The sequence below is a fragment of the Pseudorhizobium flavum genome, from assembly GCF_044142885.1.
Lineage (GTDB): Bacteria > Pseudomonadota > Alphaproteobacteria > Rhizobiales > Rhizobiaceae > Neorhizobium > Neorhizobium flavum.
In genome coordinates, this window is record NZ_JBIOKZ010000008.1 from 84,495 (window position 1) to 111,175 (window position 26,681).

Consider the following 26,681-nt stretch of genomic DNA (forward strand, 5'->3'; position numbering starts at 1 on the left):
GAGCCACGGCTATCGGTCGTGCATTCCCTTGCCCGCCAGGATGCGGCTGCGATGCTTTTCGATGCGTGCGCGACGCGTCTGGGACTGCTTGGCCTGGGAGAAATGGAGGACATAGCCGCGCCGGCGGCCGGGAGTGAGGCCTTCGAAGGTAGCTTGCAATTCAGGATCCTCCCCAAGGGCGCAGACAAGTTCCTCCGGATAATCGAGATCATCCTTCGGCATGTCGACCTTGGCACCCGCGCACTCCAGCTCCATGGCCTCGCGAACATAGGCCTTGATCGTCTTCTCCAGTCCGGCAATCTGGGCAGTCCCGGTGAAGCGGAGGATGCGCGAGGACCGGGAATTCTCTCCGGGCGCGATGAGGATTTTCTCAGGGTCCTTCAGGAGGACGCCCTTGAAGAAACCGAGCGTGGCCGCATCCTTGAAACCCCACAGCAGCGCGACATTGCCATCGTCGACGGTGTAGCAGGGGGAGCTCCACTTGAATGTTTCGACAAGCTCGCAGTCCAGGAGGATCTTTCTCAGGGCCAGGAGTTCCTCGCGCCAACGCTCCTGATCGGAGAAGAAGGCATCGATCTTCCGGTCGTCATCGCTCATGGTGCTCCTCCCACCCATGAATAACGTGTTTCAGAATGCAACCGAAGGCGTGGGCGGCACCGCTGCGGACTACCGCTCCCAGTCTTCCTTCTCGGGCTTGGGGCCATTGCCAAGCCGGCGCTCGAGCGCTGCCGCCTGGCTTTCGGAGAGCCGCACGTCGAGCTCGACCGAACCGTCCTCCTGGTCTCGGCGCTCGTCGACGATCGCGTTCTCGTAGACCCAGGAGACGAGCGCCAGCTTGTCTGCCGGTATCGCGACCGTGGTTTCGGTCAGCACGCCGGACAGCCGGCGGGCGATCTCTGCCAGCAGCGCATCGACGCCCTCGCCCGTGATCGCCGACACGGCCATGATGTTATCGCGGCCGCTTGCCCGTTCCGCCATCGCATCATGGGCCTCGGGATCGAGGCGGTCGATCTTGTTCCAGACCTCGATGATCCGGGCCTCCCGCTCCTTCTCGTCGATGCCGAGATCGGACAAGATGCGCATGACGTCTGTAGATTGCGCAGCGTTGTCCGGATCGGACATGTCGCGGACATGCAGGATGAGATCCGCTTCGAGCACTTCTTCAAGCGTGGCGCGGAAGGCTGCAACAAGGTGCGTCGGCAGATCGGAAATGAAGCCGACGGTATCGGACAGGATGACGGTGCGCCCATGCGGCAGCTTCATGCGGCGCAGCGTCGGATCGAGCGTGGCGAACAGCATGTCCTCGGCGAGAACACCGGCACCGGTGATGCGGTTGAAGAGGGTCGATTTTCCGGCGTTCGTGTAGCCGACGAGGGCAACGATCGGATGCGGCACCTTTCGGCGCTTTGCGCGGTGAAGCTGGCGGGTCCGCACCACCTGCTCCAGTTCGCGCTCGAGCTTGACGATGCGCTCCTGGAGCAGCCGCCGGTCGGCCTCGATCTGCGTTTCACCGGGACCACCCATGAAGCCTGCGCCACCGCGCTGCCGCTCAAGGTGGGTCCAGCTGCGGACAAGGCGACCCTTCTGGTAATTCAGATGGGCGAGATCGACCTGCAGCGTGCCCTCCTTGGTGGAGGCGCGGCGGCCGAAGATTTCCAGGATCAGACCGGTCCGGTCGATGACCTTGGCGTTCCATTCTTTTTCGAGATTGCGCTGCTGTACCGGCGTCAGCGGATGGTCGACGATGACAAGGCCGGCGTCGTGCTGGTCGAGCAGCGCCTTGATCTCGCCCATCTTGCCCGTTCCCATAAGAGTGGCCGGGCGAGGCTGGGAGACCTGCACGATCAAACCCTGCACGACTTCGAGGTCGATCGCCCGGGCAAGGCCGATGGCCTCCTCGAGGCGTGCCTCCTCCGACCGCTGGGGTGCGGGTGCAGCCTCAGGCTGTGCTGCACGGGAGGCGCGGGCGTTCTTCAGCACCGGCACGAGCACCACGGCGCGCATGTCGTCCCGGCGACGGTCGGTCTCCGGGATCATCGATTCATTCGAGGTGTCGCGATGTTTAATCAGCTACTGTCCTGTCAGGCCGCGTTTTCTTCGCTCTCGAACATCTGCATCGGCTGGCCGGGCATGATGGTAGAGATCGCGTGCTTATACACGAGTTGCGAATGGCCGTCACGGCGCAGGAGAACGCAGAAATTGTCGAAGGAGGTGACAACGCCGGTCAGCTTCACACCGTTGATAAGAAAAATCGTCAAAGAAATCTTTTGCTTACGGACAGTATTAAGAAACAGGTCCTGCAAGTTCTGAGAACGTTCCGCCATAGCGCCGCTTCTTTCTTTTTTGCCGGCATCCTGCCGGGATGATCTGATCACATTTCAGAGAAATACGGGAAGCGCCCGCGTGCTTCCATCCCCCAATGAAATCCTCGTTATCAAATCGGCGTCTTTTCCGCAATGTGCAAAAAGGCACCACGCAGGGCGGCGGCAACGCTGCCAGGATGACCATTGGCGATGGTCCGCCCGTCGACGGCAACCACCGGAACACACGAGCCCGTCGCCGAGGTGAGGAAGACTTCGCGCGCCGCGAGCATTTCCTCGACCGTGAACTCACGCTCCTCGACGGGGACCGAGAGGCTGGCCGCCACATCGAGCACCGTCGTTCGCGTGACGCCGCGCAGGATCCCGTGCTCGGCCGGACGCGTTACCAGCATGCCATCGGCGCTGACAATCCAGACATTCGAGGAGGCCGCCTCGGTGACCTTGCCGGCGGCATCGACGAATATGGCGTCCTGGGCGCCGGCATCCTTAGCCTGCTGCTTCACCAGGACATTGGGAAGAAGGCCGACCGTCTTGATGTCGACGCGGTCCCAGCGGTTCTCCGGGACGGTGATGACCTTGATGCCCGTCTCGTACCGCGCCCGGGCCGGCTGCGGATCGACGGATTTTGCAGTGATGGTCAGCGTCGGCAAAGTGCCGGCGGCGGGGAAGTAATGGTCGCGACGGGCGACCCCGCGCGTCACCTGCAGGTAGAAGAGACCGTTCCTGACCCGGTTGCGGCGGAGGACCTCCCTGATGACGAGCTTCAGCGGCTCACGCGCCATCGGACTTGCCATGCGCAGTTCGCGGAGAGACCGGTCGAGCCGGTCGAGATGCCGGGTCAGGTCGATGATCAGTCCGTCGCGGACCTCGCAGACCTCGTAGACACCATCTGCGAACTGGAAACCGCGATCCTCGATATGGATGGCGGCGTCTGAGTGGGGAAGGTAGCGGCCGTTGACATAGGCAATTCTGGACATGGGCTAGCCGATCCGATCGATGCTCAGAAATATTGAATGGAGACGCGGAACATCTGCTCGACATTCTTGACTGCCGCCGCGGTGGAGAACAGCACGACGCGATCATGCGCCTTGATCTTCGTGTCGCCGCTTGGGCGGATGACGGTACCGCCGCGATAGATCGCGCCTATGCGGATGCCGTCGGGCAGGTCCAGTTCGCGGAAGGGCTTGCCGACCAGCGGCGACGTCTCGAGTGCCTCGGCCTCGATCACCTCCGCCGAGCCCTGCTGCACGGCGTAGACCGAGCGGATGCGTCCCTTGCGAACATGCTGGAGCACCCGGGAAATGGTGACGGCGCGCGGGTTGATCTGCGCGTCGATGCCGAGGGACTGCGTGACCTTGTTCAGCGAGGAGCTGTTGATCAGCACGAGGTTCGACTTGCAACCGAGTGACTTGGCCATCACCGCACCGAGGATGTTGATCTGATCGCTGTTGGTCAGGCTGACGAAGAGATCCGCGTCCTGGACGTCTGCCTGCTGCAGGATGTTCTGGTCGAGGGCTGAGCCATGCAGGACGACCGCGTTGCGCAATTGCTCGGAAATGGCGGCGGCGCGCTCACGATCGGTCTCGATGATCTTCAGCCTGGTTCTCGGCTGGAGTTGTTCGATTGTGCGTGCGACATAGTGGCCGATGTTGCCGCCACCGGCGATGATAATGCGGCGCGCTTCCTGTTCCTCATGCCCGAAGAGACCCAGCGTACGGCGCACGTGGTCACGCTGGCAGATGACATAGGCGAGATCTCCCGCTTCCAGTTGGTCCGCCGACCGGCTGACGGCAAGCCTGCCATTGCGGTAGATGCCGACGACCGTCGCCATCAGGTCCGGGAACAGCTGGCTCAACTGCTGTAGCGGCGTGTTGAGGACGGGGCAATCCTCCATGCACTCGATTGCCAGCATGGCAATCGAGTCCTCCGCAAACCGGACGATGTCCGTCGCGCCTGGGAAGGAAATCCGCCGCAGCACCATCTTGCCGACCTCGATCTCCGGCGAGATCGTCACATCGATCGACATGTTCTGGCGGCTGAAAAGATTCGAATATTCCGGTGCCAGATAGCTCTGGGCGCGGATTCGGGCAATCTTGGTGGGGACGCTGAACAGAGCCTGGGCCACCTCGCAAGCGACGATATTGACCTCGTCGTAGAGGGTCACGGCGATGATCATGTCCGCCTGCTCGGCGCCGGCCTTCGCCAGAATATCCGGATGCGCCCCGTGCCCGACATAGCCCCGCACATCCAGCGTCTCCGTGATCGCGTTAACCAGCGAGGCGGACGTGTCGATGACGGAGACGTCGTTGTCTTCCTGGGACAGGCGCTCGGCGATGCCGTAGCCGACCTGCCCCGCTCCGCAAATGATGACTTTCATGGGGCTTCTTTCATGGCTGCAGGCCGGAGACTGGCCTAGACGCCGAGAGACTTCAGTTTGCGATGCAGGGCCGACCGTTCCATGCCGACGAATTCCGCCGTCCGCGAGATATTGCCGCCGAAGCGGTTGATCTGCGCGATCAGGTAATCGCGTTCGAACATTTCACGGGCCTCGCGGAGCGGCAAGGTCATGATGTGATGATCGCCTTGGGAGGAAATCTTCGGGAGCATGTCGCCGAGGTCGGTCGGCAGCATGTCGGCCGAGATCACGCTGTCGGGGCTGTCGCCTCGCGCCAGGATCATCAGCCGCTCGATATTGTTGCGGAGCTGACGGATGTTGCCCGGCCAGTCATGGGCCTGCAGCACCGCCATGGCGTCCTCGCCGATTCGGCGGGTGCGAATGCCGGCCTGTTCGGAAATCTGGCGCATGAACATGTCGACCAGGAAGGGGATGTCCTCGCGCCGCTCGGCCAGCGCCGGAACCTTCACCGGCACGACGGCGAGCCTGTGGTAGAGATCCTCGCGGAAGATGCTTTCCGCGATCAGGCTCTCCAGGTTGTAAGCGGTCGACGAGATGATCCGTACGTCCACCTTGACCCGCTTCGAACCGCCGACCCGCTCGAACTGCTGGTCGACGAGGACACGGAGGATCTTGTTCTGCGTCTCGCGCGGCATCTCGCCCACTTCGTCGAGATAAAGGATGCCACGATGTGCCTCCTCCAGGGCGCCGATCTTGCGCTGCTGTCCGGGGCCGCCCTCGGTGCCGAAGAGAGCGACCTCCATCCGGTCCGGCGTAATCGTCGCGGCATTCAGCGCCACGAACGGACCGTTGGCGCGGGACGACTTGCGGTGGATCATCCGGGCGACCAGTTCCTTTCCGGAGCCGGAGGGCCCGAGAATCATGATGCGGCTGTTGGTCGGCGCCACCTTGTCGATGGTCTGGCGAAGCTGCGAGACGGCAACGGAGGTGCCGACGAGTTCCACGGCGTCACCGGTCCGCCGCTTCAACTCGCTGACCTCGCGCTTCAGCTTCGAGTTTTCCAGCGCCCGCTCGGCGATGAGGATCAGCCGGTCTGCCTTGAACGGCTTTTCGATGAAATCGAAGGCGCCGCGCTTGATCGCCGAGACGGCGGTCTCGATGTTGCCGTGACCGGAAATCATCACGACGGGCAGGTCAGGATGCCGGTTCTTGATCTCGTCGAGCAGGGCGAGGCCGTCGAGCTTGGAGCCCTGCATCCAGATGTCGAGAAAGACAAGCCGTGGCACCCGATCGGAGATGGCGGCCAGCGCGCTGTCGCTGTCATGCGCCGTCCGGGTTTCGTGCCCCTCGTCGGAAAGGATCCCGGAGACGATCTCGCGAATGTCCAACTCGTCGTCCACGACCAGAATATCAGACGCCATATGCGAGTTCCCTATCAGTTTCAGTTCCGGTCCCGCCCGCTACCATGTGCGGCAGCAGGACCCTGATCATGGCACCGCGGCCATGATCAAACTCAGGGGGCGCATCATGCAGTTCAATCTGCCCCCCATGCTCCTCGATGATCTTCTTGACGATGGCCAGCCCAAGGCCCGTGCCCTTTTCGCGCATCGTCATGTACGGCTCCAGAATCTGGTGCCGGTTCTCCGCCGGAAGCCCGCTGCCATTGTCGATGATGTCGACAACGAAAGTATCGCGGGCCGGTTCGTAGTTCGCCCTGACCCAGACCTTCCGCCCGTCGCGCTCCTGATCGCCCGGCACGGCCTCAATGGCTTCCACCGCATTCTTGACGAGGTTGCCGAAGGCCTGGCCGAGCATCCGCGCGTCGAACATTCCGACCAGGGGCTCGTCGCCCAGCTCCCGCAGGAACTCCACGTGGGTGGTACCCATTTCCCTCAGGAAGACCGCATCGCGCAGGATGTCGCGCAGATCCGTCTGCTCCTTCGCCGGCTTCGGCATCCGAGCAAAGGAGGAAAACTCGTCCACCATGCGTCCGATGTCCCCCACCTGGCGCACGATCGTGTCCGTGCACTGGTCGAAGACCGCCCGGTCATCGTCGGCGATCTGCTTGCCGTAGCGGCGCTTCAAGCGCTCGGCCGAAAGCTGGATGGGCGTCAGCGGGTTCTTGATCTCATGAGCGATGCGACGCGCGACATCCGCCCAGGCAGTCGACCGCTGGGCGATGACGAGGTCGGTAATGTCGTCGAGGGTAATCACATAGGAATCGCGAGAGGTGCTCTGCTCTTCCCGCGTAACCTGGACGCTCAGCGTCCGCTCCTTGCCGCCCCGCATCAGGTTGACCTGCTTGCGGAAGTCGTTACGGGCGCGGGAGGCAGCCTCCGAGAGGACGCTGTCGATCTCCGGCACGACTTCGGAGAGATTGCGCCCGATCAACCGCTCGGCCGACAGACCCAGGAACGCCTCAGCGGACGGATTGACGATGGTGATCCGCCGGTCGTCCTCGACGCCAATGACGGCAGCGGTCACGCCCGAGAGAACCGCCTCAATGAATCGCCGCCGGTCGTCCACCTCATCCTTTGCCTCGAGGATCTCGTCGCGCTGGCTGCGAATCTCGGAAATCATCTTGTTGAAGGTGCGCGACAGGCTACCGACATCGCCATCGGCCGCCCGGACCGGGACGACTACGTTCAAGTCTCCCGTGGCGACGCTGTCGGCTGCGCTGATCAGAAGGCGGATGGGACGAACGATCCGGTCGGCAACGGCAATGGCCGTCCATATGGCGGCCAGGAGGACGATCAATGCGAATCCCAGATAGACGATCGCAAAGGCGAATTGCAATGATGCCCGGCCGGCCTCCATGGCCTGATATTCGGCCGTATTGTCCTCCATCAGACGCATCGCGGCCATGACCTTCGGATCAACAGCGCGGATGGTGTAGAGGAATGTTCCGGGAAACGCATCCAGCTTGATGATGGCGCCGACGAGATTGGTCACGCCAGGCGGGATCAGCGTCGGCTGCCCTGCGGCCGCCTTTTCCAAAGCGTCCTTGGGTATGGCCGGGAGCGGGCGCTCCGTCGAGATGTCGGCCTGGGCGATCGCCGCCCCGTCCTCTCGAACGAGGAAGGCGCCCAGGAGCCCCCTGCCCCGTGCCTGGCGGGTCATCAGATCGACGAAGCCGGTGCGGTCCAGGTAGAAGGTGGCGCGATTGCGCTCGAGGTCATTGGCCATCGATACCGTCTGGCCCTGCAGGTAGCTCGCATTCTCCATCATGTAGGCCTGCGCCACATCGGTGGAGGACCGGACGATGGATTGCGTGCGTATGGAGAACCAGCGGTCAAGGCCCGCGCTCAGCGTGATGCTCGCGAACAGTGCCACAAGCACCGCAGGCGTGATTGCCACGATCGAGAAAAGCGCAACGACACGGATGTGAAGACGCGCGGCCGCCCGTCCCCTGTTGCGCGCTCTCAGCAGCCGGCTGAGCTCGCGACCAATGAGATAGAGAAGCCCGACAACGAAGATGCCGTTGAGGACGGCGGAGGCGATGACCACCGGCGTGGTGGGCGCGATCGGCGTGAGTCCGAGCAGGACGAAGAGCGTGAGGATAGCGCAGAGAAGCGCCCCTCCGGCAAGCAGGAGGCCCGGCAATGCGAAGGATGCGCGACGGTCCTGGGCTTCAAGATCCGATCCGGCTTCTTCCGCGGGCGAAAAGACGCCCTCGACCATTGCTAAACTCCTTGCGCGTGCGAGATCAGTTCGCTGCCGTCAGCGCCGCACCCGACTTCCTGTCTACCCGCGAGCGCAATGCCCGCATCGGCGAGATTCGTTGCCAATAAGCAACGCATTGTGGCGAAAGTGCAACGGAAACCCGTGGAGAGTCAATCAGGGTTCATGCACTGCGCGCGCTGCGATAGACGGAGACGCCAAGCTCCCTGATCTTCTTGCGCAAGGTGTTCCGGTTGAGCCCGAGCAGATCGGCTGCCTTTATCTGGTTGCCGCGGGTGGCGGTCAGTGCCGCGAGGATCAGCGGGTACTCCATCTCCCGCAGTACGCGCTCGTAGAGGCCAGGCGGCGGCAGGCTGTCGCCGAAGCTGGCGAAATAGGAGCGCATGTTCTCCTCCACAGCCTGCGAGATTGACAGGGCTTCGCCGCGCGGTCCGAGCTTTTCGATCGGGCTGTCGGGCGTATCCGAGCGTAATTCGGCGTCGATGATCTCGCGGGTGATGACGTCCTGCGGGTAGAGCGCCATCAGCCGGCGCATCAGGTTTTCAAGTTCGCGAACGTTGCCAGGCCAGGCGTAGGCCTTCATCGCATCGAGCGCCTCGCTGTCGAACCGCTTGACGTCCAGCCCCTCCTTTTCGCCCATCTGCATGAAGTGGCGGACCAGGTCGGGAATGTCCTCCGCCCGGTCGCGCAGGGGCGGCAGGCGCAGCGGGACGACGTTCAGTCGGTAATAGAGATCTTCGCGGAAGAGGCCCTGATTGATGAGCTGCTTCAGGTCCTTGTTGGTCGCGGCGACGATGCGGACATCGGTGCGGATCGGAGTGCGGCCGCCGACCGTCGTATACTCGCCCTGCTGCAGGACGCGCAGGAGACGCGTCTGCGCGTCCATCGGCATGTCGCCGATTTCGTCGAGGAAGAGCGTGCCGCCCTCGGCCTGCTCGAAGCGGCCGGTCGAGCGCGCCTGCGCGCCGGTGAAGGCGCCCTTCTCATGACCGAAGAGTTCGGACTCGATCAGGTCACGCGGGATGGCGGCCATGTTGATCGCCACGAAGGGGCCGTTGCGGCGCTTGCCGTAGTCATGCAGCGCCCGGGCGACGAGTTCCTTGCCGGTGCCTGATTCGCCGGTGATCATCAGCGTCAGATCCGTCTGCATGAGACGGGCAAGGACCCGGTAGATCTCCTGCATGGCGGCGGAACGTCCGACCAGCGGCATGCCATCCTGCGTGTCATCCTCGAGACGGGCCGGCTTCTTCTTCGGCTCGGCCAGTGCGCGGCCAATGATGGCGATCAGTTCGGTGAGGTCGAAGGGCTTGGGCAGATAATCGTAAGCCCCCTTCTCCGACGCCTTGATGGCCGTCATGAAGGTGTTCTGCGCGCTCATGACCAGCACCGGCAGGTCGGGACGCGCCTTCTTGATGCGCGGCAGCAGGTCGAAGGCATTCTCGTCCGGCATGACCACGTCCGTCACCACGAGATCCCCCTCGCCCGCCGAGACCCAGCGCCAGAGGGTTGCGGCATTGGAGGTGATACGGACATCGTAGCCCGCACGCGTCAGCGCCTGGTTGAGTACGGTGCGGATGGCCGCGTCGTCATCGGCGACAAGGATGGTGGCAGTCATTGGGCTTTTCCTGTCATTCTATGGGCAGCACCTTGCTCCAGCGCACTCTCCTCCTTGTGCATCGGCATCAGGACACGGAACACGGTCCGGCGAGCCTGGCTGTCGCACTCGACGATGCCGCCATGGGCGCCGATGATCTTGGCCACCAGCGCCAGACCAAGGCCGGAGCCGTTGGTTTTTGTGGTGATGAAAGGGTCGAAGAGGTCCGGCAGCAGGTCGGCAGGAACACCGGGACCATTGTCGATCACGCAGAATTCCAGCGGCAGAGAGATCTTCTCCCGCGACCCGGCGACGGAAAGCCGGATGCCGGGACGGTAGGCCGTGGTCAGCATGATCTCGCCGTCGGCTTGGTCCCCGATGGCCTCGGCGGCGTTCTTCACCAGGTTGAGGAAGACCTGCACCAGCTGGTCGCGGTTGGCGTGGACCGGCGGCAGCGAGGGATCATAGTTCTCCGAAAACCTGATGTGACGGCCGAAGCCCGCCTGGGCAACCGCCTTCACGTGGTCGAGAACCGAATGGATGTTGATGGGCTGCCGGTCGACCGGCCGCTCATCGGAAAAGACCTCCATGCGGTCGACGAGCGACACGATGCGGTCCGTTTCGTCACAAATCAGCCTGGTCAGCGCCCGATCTTCGCTTTCGACCGAGGTCTCGAGCAATTGTGCTGCCCCACGGATGCCCGAGAGCGGGTTCTTGATCTCGTGCGCCAACATCGAGGCGAGGCCGGTCACTGAACGGGCAGCGGCGCGATGGGTCAGCTGCCTGTCGATCTTGTCGGCCATGGAGCGTTCCTGGAAGACGACGACGACCGAACCGGGCTCGCTGACGACCGGAGCCACATAGAGGTCGACCAGCTTTTCCTGACCGAGCCGCGGCGACGACAGGTCGACCCGGTATTCGTTCACAGGCGCCTTGCGCTCCCGAACCTGGTCGATCAACGCCAGGAGCGGGCTGCCGAACGGAATGAGCGTGGCGATGTCATGGCGGGCGAGTTGCGCGGCACTGGCTCCGAAGAAGGATTCGGCCTCCCAGTTCGCGAAGGCGACATGCCCGGCAGGATCCACGAGGATCACCGGGTTCTGAACGGAATTGAGGACGGCGAGCGCCAGCGCATTGTCCCCCGACGGCGGCTGGGGCTTGTTCATGCGGCCTCCCTCGCAGCCAGCTCTGGCTGGAGCTGCAGCGCCTGCATCATTTTCTGCATGACATCCTCTGGATCGGTGGATCGGAAGATCGCTGCCTTGTCCTCGACGGGAAGCGACGTCGCCAACCGGTCGATATACCAGCCAAGGTGCTTGCGGGCGTGCCGCAGCCCGGCTTCCCGGCCGTAGAAGGCAAGCATCTCCTCGTAGTGCTCGGCGACAATCTCCCTCTGCTCCCTGCAAGAGGGAGACGGGTGGCCGGCGATTGCTCCGACATGCCACGGCCTTCCCTGGGCGCCACGGCCCATCATGACGGCATCGGCACCGGACGCAGCGAGGATCTCCCGCGCATCCGCGGGAGATTGGACGTCGCCATTGGCGATCAACGGTATGGAAATCGCCTCGCGCACCGCGCGAATCGCGTTCCAGTCCGCCCTGCCTTCGTAGAACTGCATGCGGGTTCGACCGTGTATCGTAACGAGCCTGACGCCGGCCTCCTCCGCCTGACGGGCGATCTGCGGGGCGTTGATCGAGTTCTCGTCCCAACCAAGCCGCATCTTCAGGGTGACCGGCACATCCACCGCCTTCACCGTCGCCTCGATCAGCGAAAGGGCCAGCACGGGATCGCGCATCAGAGCCGAGCCGGAAAGGCCGCCGGTTACTTTCTTGGCGGGACAACCCATGTTGATGTCGATGATGTCCGCCCCGTTGTCGGCGGCGATACGGGCGGCCTCGGCCATCCAGTGCGGCTCACGACCGGCAAGCTGGACCATGTGCGGACCAAGTCCGGCGCGCTTCAGGCGGGCCCAGGATTCACCGCGGGACATGGCAAGCTCACGGCTGGCGATCATCTCGGTGACGACCAGTCCGGCGCCCCATCGCCAGGCGATCTCGCGAAACGGCAGGTCGGTCACCCCGGACATTGGCGCCAGAACCACGCGGTTCCTGAGGGTGACGGGTCCGATGCTGAAGGGAGTGGCAAGATGCGGAACAGGCAAATGACAATCTTTCGGGCACGCAGTATTACTGCATCATTTTTAGCCACTCTCTTCGCCTTCCACAAGAGCAATCGTGCGGAAAGAAGAACGGGTCGGGCGGCTGGCAAAACGCCTTGTGAGTCTATAGTCATCCCCTGTCAATCGAATGTGTCAGTTGAGCGTGAGCCGCCCTCATCATGGATATCGGGATCGTCATCGTCGCAGCCGGACGTGGGGAACGGGCAGGATCTGCAGAGGGACCGAAGCAGTATCGCAGGATCGGCGGCAGCGCCGTGATCGCGCACACGCTGAAGGCCTTCCTCGACTGGTCGAAGGCCGGACCGATCGTCGTCGTCATCCATCCGGATGACAAGCTCCTGTTCGAGGAGGCCGTCAGTGGCCTCGCCACGGAACGCGTGTCGACGGTTACAGGAGGCGCGACGCGCCAGCAGTCAGTCCTTGCCGGCCTGCAGGCGGTCGCGGCGCTGGACGCGACGCATGTTATGATCCATGACGGCGCCCGGCCCTTCGTCGACCGGGTGCTTCTTGATCGCATCGCTGCCCGGCTGGAGGCGGGCGACGAGGCCGTGCTGCCTGCCCTTCCGGTCACTGATACGCTCAAGCGGGGCACGCAAGGGCGCGTGATCGAGACCATTTCGCGGGAGGAACTTTATGCGGCCCAGACCCCGCAGAGCTTCCGGTTGGCGACGATACTGGAGGCACATGAGAGGGCGGCCGCTCAGTCCCGTGTCGACTTCACGGACGACTGCGCCATCGCCGAGTGGGCGGCGGTTGCGGTTGCGATCGTGGAAGGCTCTCCGGACAATGTGAAACTGACAGTAAGGCGGGACATCACCATGGCGGACGAGAGACTTTCGGCGGCGGCACTTCCGGACGTGCGGACCGGGAACGGCTATGACGTGCACCAGTTGGAGCCGGGAGACGGGGTCACGCTGTGTGGCGTCTTCATCCCACACGACCAGAGGCTGAAGGGACATTCGGATGCCGATGTTGGGCTCCATGCGCTGACCGATGCGCTGCTGGCGACCTGCGGCGCCGGTGACATCGGCGATCATTTCCCGCCCTCGGACCCCCAGTGGAAGGGTGCGCCGTCGAAAATCTTCCTGGCGCGCGCCGCGGAGATCGTTCGCGAGAACGGCGGCACCATCATGAATGCCGACGTCTCCCTGATCGCCGAGGCGCCGAAGATCGGCCCGCACCGACAGACGATGCGCGAATCCATGGCTGAGATACTGGGAATTGCCACCGAGCGCTGCTCGGTGAAGGCCACCACGAACGAGCAGATCGGCTTTGTCGGTCGACGCGAGGGCATCGCCGCCATCGCGACGGCAACAGTCGTGTATTCCGGACGCGGGTCATGAGTCTCTTCCCCGCGGATATCGAACGGGCGGCGAGCCAGGTCATCGCTCTTTACCGCGAACATCAGCAGATGCTGTCCACGGCCGAATCCTGCACGGGCGGGTTGATTGCCGGCGCCCTGACGGAGATTTCCGGGTCGTCTGCCGTCGTCGACCGCGGCTTCGTAACCTATACCAACGAGGCAAAGGTGGACCTGCTTGGCGTGTCGGAGAAAAGCCTTGCGGCCTACGGCGCGGTTTCGCGCGAAGTCGCGCTGCAGATGGCGCATGGTGCCCTCTACCGGTCCCGCGCCAGCGCGGCGGTTGCCGTCACGGGGATTGCCGGCCCGAACGGTGGGTCGGCTGAGAAGCCGGTGGGTCTCGTGCATCTTGCCGTCCAGACGCGAGCCGGAATTCTGATCCATCGGGAAATGCGCTACGGGTCGATCGGCCGCAGTGAGGTGCGGCTCGCGACGGTGCGGACCGCACTGGAGATGCTGCTGGAGGCGGCCGAAACCAGATGATGGCGAGCGCATCGAATGTTGGCCACTGCCGCAGTCTTCGCCTCCCTCCGGGATCGTCAAGCTAGTTTTCTGAGATCGCCTCCGAAGCGGGCCCCTGCAAACCGGGCGGCGGCACACCCGTGGCATCAGGATCCCTCCCTCGGCTACGGTCGAGCAGCCGCATGACCGGGGTTACCGTCAAGCCGTGCAGGAGGACGGACAGCAGCACCACCAGACCTACGATGGCCAGAGACGCTCACCGTCTTCAACGGGCATATGGTTGAGGCCATAGGCAAGGTAGTAGAACGAACCGACGCCACGGATGCCGAAGAAGGAGATGGTCAGTTTTTCTCTCCAGGCGGCGTCCAGCCCGATGAGGCCGATCAATCCGCCCAGCGGCCTTATGACGATCAGGATGAGAACTGCCGCGACGATATCGGCGAAGCGAAGCGGCGCGAGCAGGCCGGTCACCAATGCACCACCAAAAAGCAACAGCAGGATCATCATCGCCAGGCGCTCGACCTGCTCCGTGACGTCGTGCATCTCCCGATGAAAGTCGTGCTCGCGATGAGCATGGCGAAGCGTGAGGGCGGTCACGAAGACGGCGAGGAAGCCATAACACTCGATGATTTCGGTGAGGCCATAGGAGACGAAGGTCGCGGCGATTGCAATCAGGCCGTCTCCCGTCTGTGCGAGCTTGGTATCAGCGGGGATCCTGAAGGTGAGCCAGCCGAAGATGCGGCCGACCAACCAGCCGCCGACGATGCCGGCACCAACCTCCCAGAGAACGCTGTGAAGTATCCACTTCTCCAGCCAGGGTTCACCGTTGGCAGCGTAGACACTCAGCGCGATTGCAAGGTTCACGAACGGGAAGGCCAGGCCGTCGTTCAGCCCCGCCTCTGATGTGAGCCCGAACCGTACCTCATCTTCCTCCCCGGTCTTTGGAGGGCCGACCTGAACGTCGGCGGCGAGAACAGGATCAGTCGGCGCCAGACTCGCGCCGAGAAGCAAGGCAATTGCCCATGGCAGGCCGAGCCCCCACACCCCCAGAACCGTGATGGCTGCAATGCTCATGGGCATTGTGATTGCCAGCAGACGCCAGGTCACGCTCCATCGCCGCCAACTGAAGACGCGGTCGAGCTTCAGGCCGGCGCCCATCAGTGCGATGATCACCACGAATTCAGTAAAGCGCTCCGTAAATTCAGGATAGGTCAGAGGCAGTGGCTCATCGGAGACCGCCGGGCTCATAAACAATGCTGCACCCAAAGCAATGCAGACGATAGGCAATGACAAAGGGAGGCGCTTGAGCGCCAATGGCAACCAGGCGACGAGCGCTATGAGGAAGCCCAGTCCCGTCAGAACCAGGATATAGGGATCAGGTGACCACTCGCTGAGATCTAGCATCGCCCCTCAACGGGCGTGAACCGTTTTTGATCCAGAGGTTCCAGCGCTGCTCCAGATTTGAGTGTGTCGCCGGCTGTTTTCGATTCAGCCGTACACCTGGTCCGCCCTCGCCTCGAAGGCTTCGGCGAACATGCGGAAGGCGCGGTCAAACATCGAGCCCATCACAGCGCCCAAGATCCGGCTCTTGAATTCGTAGTCGATGAAGAAGTGCACCTTGCAACCCTCGCCGGCTGGTTCGAACCGCCAGCGGTTGTCCAGGTAACGAAACGGGCCCTCAATATACTTCACGTCGATCGCCAGTTCGTCAGGATTGAGCAGGACCTGCGTCGTGAAGGTCTCGCGTATCGCCTTGTAGCCGACAGTCATGTCGGCAATCAGCAGCGTCTTGCCATCGCGCTCCTTGCGGGACCGGACCGTCAGCGCCTCGCAAAGCGGAAGGAATTCCGGGTATTTCTCCACATCGGCCACCAGATCATACATCTGCTTGGGCGAATGCTTGACGGGGCGATGAGTCTCGAACTTGGGCATGGTGGAGAGCTAATGCCGGGAGCAGGGGATGGCAAGAGCCGGGACGGGAGCCGTCCCGGCCAAGTTGACGCGGCAGCTATTCCGCGGCGGCCAGAAGCTTCCGCTCGCGGGCCGCCTTCAGACGGGCAAAGTCGTCGCCGGCGTGATGGGAAGAGCGGGTCAGCGGACTGGACGAGACCATCAAGAAGCCCTTGGTATAGGCGATGGTCTCGTAGGACTTGAATTCTTCCGGGGTGACGAAGCGCTCGACCTTGTGGTGCTTGCGGGTGGGCTGCAGATACTGACCGATGGTGAGGAAGTCGACGTCTGCGGTTCGCAGGTCATCCATCAGTTGCAGTACCTCGTTCCGCTCCTCGCCGAGGCCAACCATGATGCCGGACTTGGTGAACATGGTGGGATCGAGTTCCTTCACCCGCTGCAGCAGACGAACGGAATGGAAATAGCGGGCGCCGGGGCGAACCGTCAGGTAATTACCCGGCACCGTTTCCAGGTTGTGGTTGAAGACGTCCGGCTTGGCGGCGACGACGCGTTCCAGCGCGCCTGGCTTCTTGAGGAAGTCCGGCGTCAGGATCTCGATCGTGGTCAGCGGCGATGCCGCGCGAATCGCCCAGATCACCTTCTCGAAGTGCTCGGCGCCGCCGTCGTCGAGGTCGTCGCGATCAACGGAGGTGATGACCACGTGGGAGAGCCCCATCTGGCGTACGGCTTTGGCGACATTCTCCGGCTCGTCCAGGTCGAGCGCATTGGGGCGGCCCGTTGTGACGTTGCAGAAGGCACAGGCGCGGGTGCAGATCTCGCCCATGATCATGAAGGTGGCGTGCTTCTTGTCCCAGCACTCGCCGATATTCGGGCAGCCGGCCTCCTCGCAGACGGTGACGAGCTTGTTTTCCTTCACGATCGACCGGGTTTCGGCATAGCCCTTGGAAACAGGCGCCTTGACCCGGATCCATTCCGGCTTGCGCAAGACTTCAGTGTCCGGACGATGCGCCTTTTCCGGATGGCGGACGCGCTTGAGATCTTCCGCAGCGGTCCTGTCGAGAATGGTTACCATCAGTTACCTGCCTTTGCCGCGTCAGCGGCTCCCGTTACCAACGGGCGATTTTTGCAAGGAATAACAGAACGCAGGAGCCGATGAAACCTGTCACCAGGAAACCCAGCCATCCGTCTGCAACATGGATGTCGGCGCCTTCGAAGACGGCGTTGGCAACGATGGCACCAACGATGCCGATGAAGATGTTCATGAACAGGCCATAGCGCAGGTCCATGAACTTGCCGGCAAGCCAGCCGGCCAGCCCGCCGATGATGATGGCCGCAAACCAGCCTACGCCTTCCATTGCCGTTCCTCCGATCGAGACTTCACATGTGGGAGATGCCGGCCCCTGGAACAAGCCGGCATCGATTGCAGGATCAGGCGTTCAGGGCCCGGCCATAGGCATCCAGCACGCTTTCCTTCATAGTTTCCGAAATGGTCGGATGCGGGAAGATCGTGTGCATCAGGTCTTCTTCCGTCGTTTCGAGGTTCATCGCGACGACGAAACCCTGGATGAGTTCGGTCACTTCCGCGCCGACCATATGGGCGCCGAGGAGTTCGCCGGTCTTCTTGTCGAAGATCGTCTTGACGAGACCCTGGTCTTCGCCGAGCGCGATCGCCTTGCCGTTGGCGACGAAGGGGAAGCGGCCGACGCGGACGTCCCTGCCCTGCTCCTTCGCCTTGGCTTCCGTCAGACCGACGGAGGCGACCTGCGGGTTGCAATAGGTGCAGCCCGGGATCTTCCCCTTGTCCATCGGATGAACATTCGGCAGGCCGGCAATCTTCTCGATGCAGATGACGGCCTCGTGCTCGGCCTTGTGGGCGAGCAGCGGCGGGCCGGCGACATCGCCGATTGCATAGATGCCGGGGATATTGGTCTTGCCGTACCCGTCGATCGCGATGAAGCCGCGGTCCGTCTTGACCCCGACCGCTTCCAGACCAAGGCCCTCGATATTGGCCTGGACACCGACGGCCGAGATCATCCGGTCAGCCGTGATCGCTTGAGTCTTGCCGTCCTTCAATTCGATGGTGGCGGTGACGGAGTTGGCGCCCTTCTCGACCTTGGCGACCTTGGCCTCGAGCAGGATCTTCATGCCCTGGCGCTCGAACTGCTTCTTCGCCAGTGCGGAGATCTCCGCATCTTCCACCGGCATGACCTGCTTCATGATCTCGACGACGGTGACGTCGGCGCCCATGGTGCGGTAGAAGCTGGCAAACTCGATGCCGATCGCGCCAGAGCCCATGACGAGCAGCGACTTCGGCATTTCCTCCGGCTTCATGGCCTCGAAATAGGTCCAGATGAGCTTGCCATCCGGCTCGATACCGGGCAGCGCACGCGGCCGCGCGCCGGTCGCGACGATGATGTGCTTGGCGGAATAGGTGCCCTCGCCCAGGGTGTTCTTCGGCACGGGGCCCTGCGGCTGGACGATGGGCTTGGAGATCTTGCCGACGACCACCTCGCCCGGCTTGGTGATCTTCGCCTCGCCCCAGATGATGTCGACCTTGTTCTTCTTGAACAGGAAGCCGACGCCGTTGTTCATGCGATGGGCGATGCCGCGGGAGCGGGCGACGATCGCCTTGATGTCTGGCTTGATCGAGCCTTCGAGCGTCAGGCCGTAGTCCTTCGCATGGCTGGCGCTGTGCATGACGTCAGCGGTGCGGAGCAGCGCCTTGGTGGGGATGCAGCCCCAGTTCGAGCAGATGCCGGCTAGGTGCTCGCGTTCGACGACCGCAACCTTCATGCCGAGCTGTGCCGCACGGATCGCGGCGATGTAGCCGCCGGGGCCGGAGCCGATGATGATGACGTCATAAGCGTTGGACACGGGCCTTCATCTCCTTGTCTGTCGGAACAGGCCCGGCTTTCGCCGAGCCTTCCGGGGGATGAAGCACCAGGCGTCACGCCTTGGCCAGCATCCCGTAAATCTCATCCTTCAGAACCATCCGGCGCTTGCGCATGTCTTCCATATGCGCATCGCCGACCGGCTCCACTTCCGTTTCAGCCCGATGAATCGCACGATTGACGTCGCGATAATTCTCGAGCAGACCGGCAAAATGCTCATTGCTGACCTTCAGCGAATGGATCTTGTCGGCGTATTCCGGAAATTCGTCGTGAATTTCGTGAGGCGTGTTCGACATGGCTCGGTCTCCTCTTTGTCCATCAATCGATGAAACCAGCCATATCCGTCGCACCTGCTTTCTCTTTGATCGTAGTCAATTCCGTCACCAAAGAGCGTCAAATTCCCAACATCATCCGTACGATAGGTTCGAGCCCCCTGCCGAGGGCCCGGGTATTGTTTGCGTTCAGATGGACACCGTCGAGTGGCGTCGTCTCGGCAACTGAGGCCGCATCATAGAACCCGCAGCCCAGTTCATCCGCGAGGTCGCGATAAAGCGATGCGAGCATGGCCGACTGCTCGACGCCGCCGGCAAACATGGCGGCGAAAACGGGATCAGCCGTCTCGCGAAGCGGCGGCGGCGCGACGATGAGGATGTCCGGCACTTCGTAATCAAAGGACCATTCGTGATTTCGGACCAGCGCCACCAGCCGCTGCATGCCCTGACGCGCCGCAATCGCTGTGCCGGCAATCACCGGCTTCATGTCGTTGGTGCCGAGCATGAGGATGACGAGATCGAGCGGCATGTGGCTGTGCAACACCGTCGGCAGGCTCTTCACGCCGTTGCGCTCGCAATCTGCCAGGTGATCGTCGTAACCGGTGGTGCGGCCGTTCAAGCCTTCCGCAATGACATTGACCTCTGAACCGAGGGCCGCCTGCAGCACGCTTGGCCAGCGGTCCTCGAAGAGGTGACGACCCGGACCTTCCGGATCGTAACCCCAGGTGAGCGAGTCACCGTAGCAGAGGACGGTCTTTGCCATCGGCTCTTCCGCGTCAGACGAGCATCGCCATCGGGTTTTCGACATAGCGCTTGAAGGCAGAGGCGAGCTCCGCGCCGAGCGCACCATCGATGACCCGATGATCGAAGGCGAAGGTTGCGGTCATGACCGTGCCGATCTTGATCTCGCCGTTCCTGACGACCGGCTTCTCGACGCCGGCGCCGATCGAGACGATCGAAGCCTGCGGCAGGTTGACGATCGAGGTGAAGCTGGAGACGCCGAACATGCCAAGATTGGAGACGGACGTCGTGCCGCCCTGATACTCCTCAGGCTTCAGCTTCTTGTCGCGCGCCCGCTTGGCGAGATCCTTCACCTCGTTGGAGATGGCAGACAGCGTCTTCTGCTCGGCATTGCGGACGATCGGTGTGATCAGGCCGTCGGGAATGGCAACGGCCACGCCGACATCGGCTTGCTTGTGCAGCACGCGTGCCGTCGAGGTCCAGGAGGCATTCGCCATCGGCACGTCGCGCAGCGCGAGCGCCATCGCCTTGATGATGAAGTCGTTGACCGAGAGCTTGAAGGCCGGAACCTCGCCCTTCTCCGTCTTCTTCACCGGAGCCGAGGCGTTGATCTCGGCGCGCAGCTTCATCAGGGCGTCGAGCTCGCAGTCCATCGACACGGTGTAGGAGGGAACGGTCTGCGTCGATTCCGTCAGGCGTGACGCAATCGTCTTGCGCATCCCGTCATGCGGCAGGAGTTCGTAGGAGCCTTCGGCAAAGAGCTTGAGGACCGCATCGTCCGATGGGCCCTTGGCCGTGGCCGGGGTAGCCGCCTGAGGTGCGGCGGCAGCGGCAGCCGGGGCGGCCTTCGCCGTACCGGAGGCCGCAGCCTTCTCGACATCCGCCTTGACCACGCGGCCATGCGGGCCTGAGCCGGAAACGGCCGACAGATCGAGACCGGCTTCCCTCGCGAGGCGGCGCGCCAGCGGCGAGGCGAAGATGCGTTCGCCGGAGGCAGCCTTCGGCGCAGGTGTAGAGGCAGCGGGCGCCGCATGTGCTACCGGCTGCTCCGCCTGGGGCTTGGCAGCTTCCGCTTTCGGCGCTTCCGCCTTGGCTTCGGCCGGAGCGGCGGCAGGCTTTGGTGCGTCCGCCGACGCGCCACCGGCGGCAGCGGCGTCCTTCACATTCTCGCCTTCGCCGGCGAGGATTGCGATCAGGGCGTTGACCTTGACCGCCTCGGTGCCGGCCGGGACGACGATCTTCGCCACCGTGCCTTCATCCACGGCTTCCACTTCCATGGTCGCCTTGTCGGTCTCGATTTCAGCAATCACGTCGCCGGGGGCAACCTTGTCGCCCTCCTTGACCAGCCACTTGGCAAGACTGCCCTCTTCCATCGTGGGAGAAAGGGCGGGCATGGTGATGTTGATCGGCATCGGACGCCTCCCCTTACTTGTAGCAGACGGTCTTCACCGCCTGGACGACCTCGCCGACATTCGGCAGGGCCAGCTTCTCGAGGTTGGCCGCGTAAGGCATCGGCACGTCCTTGCCGGCGATCGTCAGGATCGGCGCATCGAGATAGTCGAAGGCCTGCTGCATGACGCGGGTGGCGATTTCCGTGCCCACCGAGTTCTGCGGATAGCCTTCCTCGACGGTGACCAGACGGCCGGTCTTCTTGACCGATTCGATGACGGTCGGCAGGTCCATCGGGCGCAGGGTGCGCAAGTCGATGAGCTCGACGTCGATCCCTTCCTTCTCCAGTTCGGCGACCGCCTTCGTGGCATAGGTCATGCCGATGCCGAAGGAAACGATCGTGGCGTCCTTGCCTTGCTTGTGAATGCGTGCCTTGCCGATCGGCAGCACGAAGTCATCCAGCTTCGGCACGTCGAAGGACTGGCCGTAGAGGATCTCGTTTTCCAGGAAGATCACCGGGTTCGGATCCCGGATGGCCGCTTTCAGCAGGCCCTTCGCATCGGCCGCCGTGTAGGGCATGACCACCTTCAGGCCGGGAATGCTGGAATACCAGGCCGCGTAGTCCTGGCTGTGCTGGGCCGCCACGCGGGCAGCAGCACCGTTCGGGCCGCGGAACACCATCGGGGCGCCCATCTGGCCGCCGGACATGTAAAGGGTCTTGGCGGCCGAGTTGATGATCTGGTCAATCGCCTGCATGGCGAAGTTGAAGGTCATGAACTCGACGATCGGGCGAAGACCGGCCATGGCCGCACCGACCCCGACGCCGGCAAAGCCGTGCTCGGTGATCGGGGTGTCGACGACACGGCGGGGTCCGAATTCCTGCAGCAGGCCCTGGGTCACCTTGTAGGCGCCCTGGTATTCGGCAACTTCCTCGCCCATGACGAAGACGGTCTCGTCGCGGCGCATTTCCTCGGCCATGGCGTCACGCAGTGCTTCGCGGACGGTGGTGGAGACCATCTCGGTGCCTTCCGGAATATCCGGATCGGCAGCGACGTCGACCTTCGGCTGTGCCGGGACCTTGCTATCGGCTGACGAGGCAGGCTCGTCCTTGGCTTCGCGGGCCTTGCCGCCTGCAGCATCCGAGGTCGCGGCCGGCTTATCAGCATCGGCCTTCGCCGCTTCCGGCTGGGCGGGCTTTTCCGCCGAAATGGAATCAGCGTTCTCGCCTTCCTGCAGCAGCACGGCGATCGGCGTGTTGACCTTCACGTTTTCGGTGCCGGCCTCGACCAGCAGCTTGCCGATCACGCCTTCATCCACGGCTTCCACTTCCATGGTCGCCTTGTCGGTCTCGATTTCAGCAATGACGTCACCGGACGCGACCGTGTCGCCTTCCTTCTTCAGCCACTTGCTGAGCGTGCCCTCTTCCATGGTCGGAGAAAGGGCGGGCATGAGGATATCGATTGGCATTCTAGTGTCCCTCCCCGTCTCAGAGCAGAATGTCGGTGTAGAGCTCGGAGGTATCCGGCTCCGGATCGTTCTGGGCAAAGTCGGCGGAGTCGGAGACGACGTCGCGGACGTCCTTGTCGATCGTCTTCAACTGATCTTCCGAGGCCCAGCCCTTGTCCAGCAGGCGGTTCTTGACCTGCTCGATCGGATCGTGTTCCGAACGCATCTTCTGCACTTCGTCCTTGGAGCGGTACTTCGCCGGGTCGGACATGGAGTGGCCGCGATAGCGGTAGGTGAGCATTTCCAAGATGATCGGGCCCTTGCCGGAGCGGCAGTAGGAGACCGCTTCGTCGGCAGCAGCCTTGACGGCGCGGACATCCATCCCGTCTACCTGGTATCCCGGAATGCCGAAGGAGGCGCCGCGCTGGGAGAAATCGGTCTGCGCGGAGGCGCGCGAGACGGAGGTGCCCATGGCGTAGCGGTTGTTCTCGATCACGTAGACGATCGGCAGCTTCCACAGGTTGGCCATGTTGAAGCTCTCATAGACCTGGCCCTGGTTGGCTGCGCCATCACCGAAATAGGCAGTCGAGACACTGTCATTGCCGCGATACTTGTTGGCAAACGCAAGACCCGTGCCGAGGGAGACCTGGGCACCGACAATGCCGTGGCCGCCGTAGAAGTGCTTTTCCTTGGAGAACATGTGCATGGAGCCGCCCTTCCCCTTGGAATAGCCGCCCCGACGTCCCGTCAGCTCTGCCATGACGCCCCGCGCACTCATGCCGGTCGCCAGCATGTGGCCGTGGTCACGATAGCCGGTGATGACCTGGTCGCCTTCCTTGAGCGCCATCTGCATCCCGACGACGACCGCTTCCTGGCCAATATAGAGGTGACAGAAGCCGCCGATGAAGCCCATGCCATAGAGCTGGCCGGCCTTCTCCTCAAACCGCCTGATCAGCAGCATGTCACGGTAAGCCTGGAGCTCCTGCTCCTTGTCGAACTCGGCGATGGTACCGCCGGTGAAGTCTTTTCTTGCAGGCTTTGCCGCGGATTTGCGGCCGGATACAGACGCGGTTTTTCTCGGCGCCATTCATCCCTCCCTCATGTGCTGCAGGTCTTGTTCAGGCCGTTACCATAGGGAAGAAAAGGCACCCCAGCAATGCCATAAATGCATGGCTCGCATTCCGTACAACCCGCTGATAATACAATATTAATTCAGATTAACCGAAATCTGGTTAACCTAGAAATAGTTGTTAAAGATCACGATTTCGTCCTCGCGCGCGACGTTCAACTGGTAACGCGCGATCTCGTCCAGCATGTCTTTTTCCAGCGAACCGTCACTGAGGAGCTGCACCTGACGCTCAAGAGCCTGCCGCTTCTCGGTCAGTCGCGCAAGTTCCGCCAAGCGATCGAGCCGCTGCCGCTCGAAGTTTTCGGTAGCAATGAGCCCGAGCTCGCCGTTGACCGAATGATACCCGAAATACGAAAGGAAGGCGACGGTTATGAGCGGGAGCACGAATCGACCGAGTTTTCTTTCCTTATGGTGCTTGGTCCACATGCCCCGCGACATCCTCGAAACGCATTACGATGTGTCAAATTCGCAGAACTTGCTTAAGCAATCGTTGACCGCCCGAAACGCAGAAAGCCCGGCGAACCGGGCTTTCCTTGCGAACTTAATGTTTGCCTGATGAATCAGGCCTTGAGAATGGACCTGCCGGCATAGACTGCCTGCGGCCCCAGCATTTCCTCGATGCGGATCAGCTGGTTGTACTTGGCAAGCCGGTCCGAACGCGAGAGCGATCCGGTCTTGATCTGCCCGCAATTGGTGGCGACCGCCAGATCGGCGATCGTCGAATCCTCGGTTTCGCCCGAGCGGTGCGACATGACCGCGGTATAGGCGGCCTTGTGTGCGGTCTCTACGGCATCCAGCGTTTCGGTCAGAGAGCCGATCTGGTTGACCTTGACGAGGATGGAGTTGGCGACACCCATCTTGATGCCGTCGCGCAGGCGCGCGGAGTTCGTGACGAAAAGATCGTCGCCAACGAGCTGGCACTTGGAGCCGACGAGATCGGTGAGCGACTTCCAGCCATCCCAGTCGTCCTCGGCCATGCCGTCCTCGATGGAGATGATCGGATACTTTCCGACGAGTTCCGCCAGGTATTCGGCCATGGCACCGGGTTCCAACGTGCGGCCCTCGCCTTCCATGGCGTACTTGCCGTCCTTGAAGAATTCGGTCGAGGCGCAATCCAGTGCGAGGCATACATCGTCACCGGGCTTGTAGCCGGCCTTTTCCACCGAGCGCATGATGAAGTCGAGGGCTTCCGGTGCGCTCTTCAGGCCGGGGGCAAAGCCACCTTCGTCGCCGACATTGGTGTTGTGGCCCTGGGAGGCGAGTTCCTTCTTCAGGACGTGGAAGACTTCCGCACCGATACGAACCGCATCGCGAAGGCTCTCCGCGCCAACCGGCATGATCATGAATTCCTGGAAGTCGATCGGATTGTCGGCATGGGCGCCGCCGTTGATGATGTTCATCATCGGTACCGGCAGGACGTGTGCGCCGGCGCCCCCGACATAGCGGTAGAGCGGCAGGCCGGAGGAATCAGCTGCTGCCTTGGCGACGGCGAGCGAGACGCCCAGGATGGCATTGGCGCCGAGGCGCGACTTGTTGGGTGTGCCATCGAGTGCGATCAAAGTCTTGTCGATGTGGATCTGGCTTTCGGCATCGAAGCCGCCAATGGCATCGAAGATCTCGGTATTGACCGCCTCGACCGCCTTCTCAACGCCCTTGCCACCATAGCGCTTGCCGCCATCGCGCAGTTCCACCGCCTCGTGGGCCCCGGTGGAAGCACCCGAGGGGACAGCCGCGCGGCCCATGCTGCCATCCTCCAGGTAGACATCGACCTCCACAGTCGGATTGCCGCGGCTGTCGAGGATTTCGCGTGCGATGATATCGGTAATGGCGGTCATGATCTCTCCCTGAGGTAAACCCAATGCCCTGCGGTCATCGACAATGTCTCTTAATCGATGACAGGCGAATTACAATCCGGCTCCCGCTGCGGCGCCTAGGCGGCCTTGGCCACGGCATCGAAGGCCAGAAGCTTTTCCAGGAGCCGTCGCATGTCCTTCAGATGAACCATGTTGGGGCCATCGGAGGGCGCATTGTCCGGGTCCTCGTGCGTCTCGATGAACAGGCCGGCAACGCCGACAGCGACGGCTGCGCGGGCGAGCGTCTCGACGAACTCACGCTGGCCACCGGATGAACCGCCCTGCCCGCCGGGCTGCTGCACGGAATGCGTTGCATCGAAGACCACCGGCGAGCCCATCGCGGCCATGATCGGCAGCGAACGCATGTCGGAGACGAGCGTATTGTAGCCGAAGGAGGCGCCACGCTCGCAGAGAAGCACGTTCGGATTGCCGCTTGCCGTGAATTTAGCCTGGACGTTCTTCATGTCCCAGGGCGCTAGGAACTGGCCCTTCTTAACGTTGATGGCGCGACCGGTCTTCGCGGCGGCGATCAGCAGATCGGTCTGGCGGCAAAGGAAGGCGGGTATCTGCAGGATATCGACCGTGGGCGCGACCAGTGCGCACTGTTCTTCCGTGTGAATGTCGGTGAGAACCGGGAAGCCGAATTCCCTCTTGAGGTCGGCAAAGATTTCCATCGCGCTGTCCAGGCCGATGCCGCGCTTACCCGACAACGATGTCCGGTTCGCCTTGTCGAAGGAGGACTTGTAGACAAGGCCGATCCCGAGCTCGGCGCAGAGCTCCTTGAGCCTTCCGGCGATCATGAAGGCGTGGTCGCGGCTTTCCATCTGGCAGGGGCCGGCAATCAGCGAGAAGCGAGCCTGCTGGGAGAACAACACGCGGCCCTGGCCTTCACCCACGAAAACTTCGGGATTGGGCTTAATGTCCATGGCGGCACTCCTTTCAAGCGGCATCTGCTCCGTCGCGGGGACCCGGCTGCGGCGGACGCGATGTCCATAACAGCAACCACCGCCTCTGTCACGGAGCCAAGGCATAAGCACGCCGACGCAGCTGGAACTTTAGCCTTGCGGAACACACCCGGAACATATATGGTCTGTTC

General features: G+C 62.7%; 25 protein-coding genes. 2 read left to right on the forward strand and 23 right to left on the reverse strand.

Annotated features, from left to right (window positions below; genetic code table 11):
* Positions 1-9: 9 nt before the first annotated feature.
* The 10 genes from ACEPP2_RS15765 to dusB form a co-directional block, all read right to left on the reverse strand.
* Positions 10-597, reverse strand: a complete 588-nt coding sequence (locus ACEPP2_RS15765) for a YdeI/OmpD-associated family protein (RefSeq protein ID WP_395517138.1) — start codon at positions 595-597, stop codon at positions 10-12.
* A gap of 69 nt (positions 598-666) precedes the next feature.
* Entirely contained in the window at positions 667-2,037 is a 1,371-nt protein-coding gene (gene hflX / locus ACEPP2_RS15770; protein ID WP_395517139.1) for a GTPase HflX, read from the reverse strand.
* Positions 2,038-2,081: 44 nt separating this feature from the next.
* Positions 2,082-2,324: an RNA chaperone Hfq gene (hfq, locus tag ACEPP2_RS15775; RefSeq protein WP_037155370.1), complete on the reverse strand. Its 243-nt coding sequence runs from the start codon at positions 2,322-2,324 to the stop codon at positions 2,082-2,084.
* Positions 2,325-2,434: 110 nt separating this feature from the next.
* Positions 2,435-3,298 carry a D-amino-acid transaminase gene (locus tag ACEPP2_RS15780; RefSeq protein WP_395517140.1) on the reverse strand — a complete coding sequence of 288 codons (864 nt, stop codon included), beginning with the start codon at positions 3,296-3,298 and terminating at the stop codon, positions 2,435-2,437.
* Positions 3,299-3,321: 23 nt separating this feature from the next.
* Positions 3,322-4,698 (reverse strand): Trk system potassium transporter TrkA, encoded by a 1,377-nt coding sequence (trkA, locus tag ACEPP2_RS15785; protein WP_142587493.1) that lies wholly within the window; start codon positions 4,696-4,698, stop codon positions 3,322-3,324.
* A gap of 35 nt (positions 4,699-4,733) precedes the next feature.
* Positions 4,734-6,098: a nitrogen assimilation response regulator NtrX gene (ntrX, locus tag ACEPP2_RS15790; protein WP_395517141.1), complete on the reverse strand. Its 1,365-nt coding sequence runs from the start codon at positions 6,096-6,098 to the stop codon at positions 4,734-4,736.
* Complete coding sequence (locus tag ACEPP2_RS15795) at positions 6,088-8,358, reverse strand: sensor histidine kinase NtrY-like (RefSeq protein ID WP_281977334.1); 2,271 nt, start codon at positions 8,356-8,358, stop codon at positions 6,088-6,090. The genes ntrX and ACEPP2_RS15795 overlap by 11 nt, the downstream gene beginning before the upstream one ends.
* Before the next feature lie 163 nt (positions 8,359-8,521).
* The gene (gene ntrC / locus ACEPP2_RS15800; protein ID WP_077547344.1) at positions 8,522-9,973 is read right to left on the reverse strand and encodes a nitrogen regulation protein NR(I); all 1,452 of its coding nucleotides are present in this window, start codon (positions 9,971-9,973) and stop codon (positions 8,522-8,524) included.
* Positions 9,970-11,118 carry a two-component system sensor histidine kinase NtrB gene (locus tag ACEPP2_RS15805; protein WP_077547343.1) on the reverse strand — a complete coding sequence of 383 codons (1,149 nt, stop codon included), beginning with the start codon at positions 11,116-11,118 and terminating at the stop codon, positions 9,970-9,972. The genes ntrC and ACEPP2_RS15805 overlap by 4 nt, the downstream gene beginning before the upstream one ends.
* On the reverse strand, positions 11,115-12,113 hold the full coding sequence (dusB, locus tag ACEPP2_RS15810) for a tRNA dihydrouridine synthase DusB (RefSeq protein ID WP_281977332.1): 999 nt from the start codon (positions 12,111-12,113) through the stop codon (positions 11,115-11,117). Before dusB ends, ACEPP2_RS15805 begins: the two co-directional genes overlap by 4 nt.
* A gap of 176 nt (positions 12,114-12,289) precedes the next feature.
* Here dusB and ACEPP2_RS15815 point away from each other — a divergent pair, with 176 nt between their 5' ends.
* Positions 12,290-13,474, forward strand: a complete 1,185-nt coding sequence (locus ACEPP2_RS15815) for a bifunctional 2-C-methyl-D-erythritol 4-phosphate cytidylyltransferase/2-C-methyl-D-erythritol 2,4-cyclodiphosphate synthase (protein WP_395517142.1) — start codon at positions 12,290-12,292, stop codon at positions 13,472-13,474.
* On the forward strand, positions 13,471-13,974 hold the full coding sequence (locus ACEPP2_RS15820) for a CinA family protein (RefSeq protein ID WP_142587490.1): 504 nt from the start codon (positions 13,471-13,473) through the stop codon (positions 13,972-13,974). Before ACEPP2_RS15815 ends, ACEPP2_RS15820 begins: the two co-directional genes overlap by 4 nt.
* 216 nt (positions 13,975-14,190) lie before the next feature.
* Here ACEPP2_RS15820 and ACEPP2_RS15825 read toward each other — a convergent pair whose 3' ends face one another.
* The 13 genes from ACEPP2_RS15825 to kdsA form a co-directional block, all read right to left on the reverse strand.
* A complete protein-coding gene (locus ACEPP2_RS15825; RefSeq protein WP_395517143.1) occupies positions 14,191-15,357 on the reverse strand; it encodes a cation:proton antiporter in 1,167 nt (388 codons plus the stop codon).
* Between the two features lie 84 nt (positions 15,358-15,441).
* Positions 15,442-15,885, reverse strand: a complete 444-nt coding sequence (locus ACEPP2_RS15830) for a type II toxin-antitoxin system RatA family toxin (RefSeq protein WP_395517144.1) — start codon at positions 15,883-15,885, stop codon at positions 15,442-15,444.
* A 76-nt stretch (positions 15,886-15,961) separates the two neighbouring features.
* Positions 15,962-16,936: a lipoyl synthase gene (lipA, locus tag ACEPP2_RS15835; protein WP_052638242.1), complete on the reverse strand. Its 975-nt coding sequence runs from the start codon at positions 16,934-16,936 to the stop codon at positions 15,962-15,964.
* A gap of 34 nt (positions 16,937-16,970) precedes the next feature.
* A complete protein-coding gene (locus ACEPP2_RS15840; protein WP_395517145.1) occupies positions 16,971-17,219 on the reverse strand; it encodes a GlsB/YeaQ/YmgE family stress response membrane protein in 249 nt (82 codons plus the stop codon).
* 73 nt (positions 17,220-17,292) lie between these two features.
* Positions 17,293-18,738, reverse strand: coding sequence for a dihydrolipoyl dehydrogenase (gene lpdA, locus ACEPP2_RS15845; protein WP_395517146.1), 1,446 nt, complete (start codon positions 18,736-18,738; stop codon positions 17,293-17,295).
* A 73-nt stretch (positions 18,739-18,811) separates the two neighbouring features.
* Positions 18,812-19,051: a YdcH family protein gene (locus ACEPP2_RS15850; protein WP_052638239.1), complete on the reverse strand. Its 240-nt coding sequence runs from the start codon at positions 19,049-19,051 to the stop codon at positions 18,812-18,814.
* Positions 19,052-19,148: 97 nt separating this feature from the next.
* The gene (locus tag ACEPP2_RS15855) at positions 19,149-19,790 is read right to left on the reverse strand and encodes an SGNH/GDSL hydrolase family protein (RefSeq protein WP_142587485.1); all 642 of its coding nucleotides are present in this window, start codon (positions 19,788-19,790) and stop codon (positions 19,149-19,151) included.
* A gap of 13 nt (positions 19,791-19,803) precedes the next feature.
* Positions 19,804-21,180, reverse strand: a complete 1,377-nt coding sequence (locus ACEPP2_RS15860) for a pyruvate dehydrogenase complex dihydrolipoamide acetyltransferase (protein WP_395517147.1) — start codon at positions 21,178-21,180, stop codon at positions 19,804-19,806.
* Between the two features lie 13 nt (positions 21,181-21,193).
* A complete protein-coding gene (locus ACEPP2_RS15865) occupies positions 21,194-22,624 on the reverse strand; it encodes a pyruvate dehydrogenase complex E1 component subunit beta (protein ID WP_395517148.1) in 1,431 nt (476 codons plus the stop codon).
* Between the two features lie 19 nt (positions 22,625-22,643).
* Positions 22,644-23,690, reverse strand: coding sequence for a pyruvate dehydrogenase (acetyl-transferring) E1 component subunit alpha (gene pdhA, locus ACEPP2_RS15870; RefSeq protein ID WP_077547332.1), 1,047 nt, complete (start codon positions 23,688-23,690; stop codon positions 22,644-22,646).
* Between the two features lie 150 nt (positions 23,691-23,840).
* Positions 23,841-24,158 carry an FtsB family cell division protein gene (locus tag ACEPP2_RS15875; RefSeq protein ID WP_077547331.1) on the reverse strand — a complete coding sequence of 106 codons (318 nt, stop codon included), beginning with the start codon at positions 24,156-24,158 and terminating at the stop codon, positions 23,841-23,843.
* A gap of 134 nt (positions 24,159-24,292) precedes the next feature.
* Positions 24,293-25,567, reverse strand: coding sequence for a phosphopyruvate hydratase (gene eno / locus ACEPP2_RS15880; RefSeq protein ID WP_142587481.1), 1,275 nt, complete (start codon positions 25,565-25,567; stop codon positions 24,293-24,295).
* Between the two features lie 95 nt (positions 25,568-25,662).
* Entirely contained in the window at positions 25,663-26,511 is an 849-nt protein-coding gene (gene kdsA / locus ACEPP2_RS15885; RefSeq protein WP_077547329.1) for a 3-deoxy-8-phosphooctulonate synthase, read from the reverse strand.
* Between the last annotated feature and the right edge of the window lie 170 nt (positions 26,512-26,681).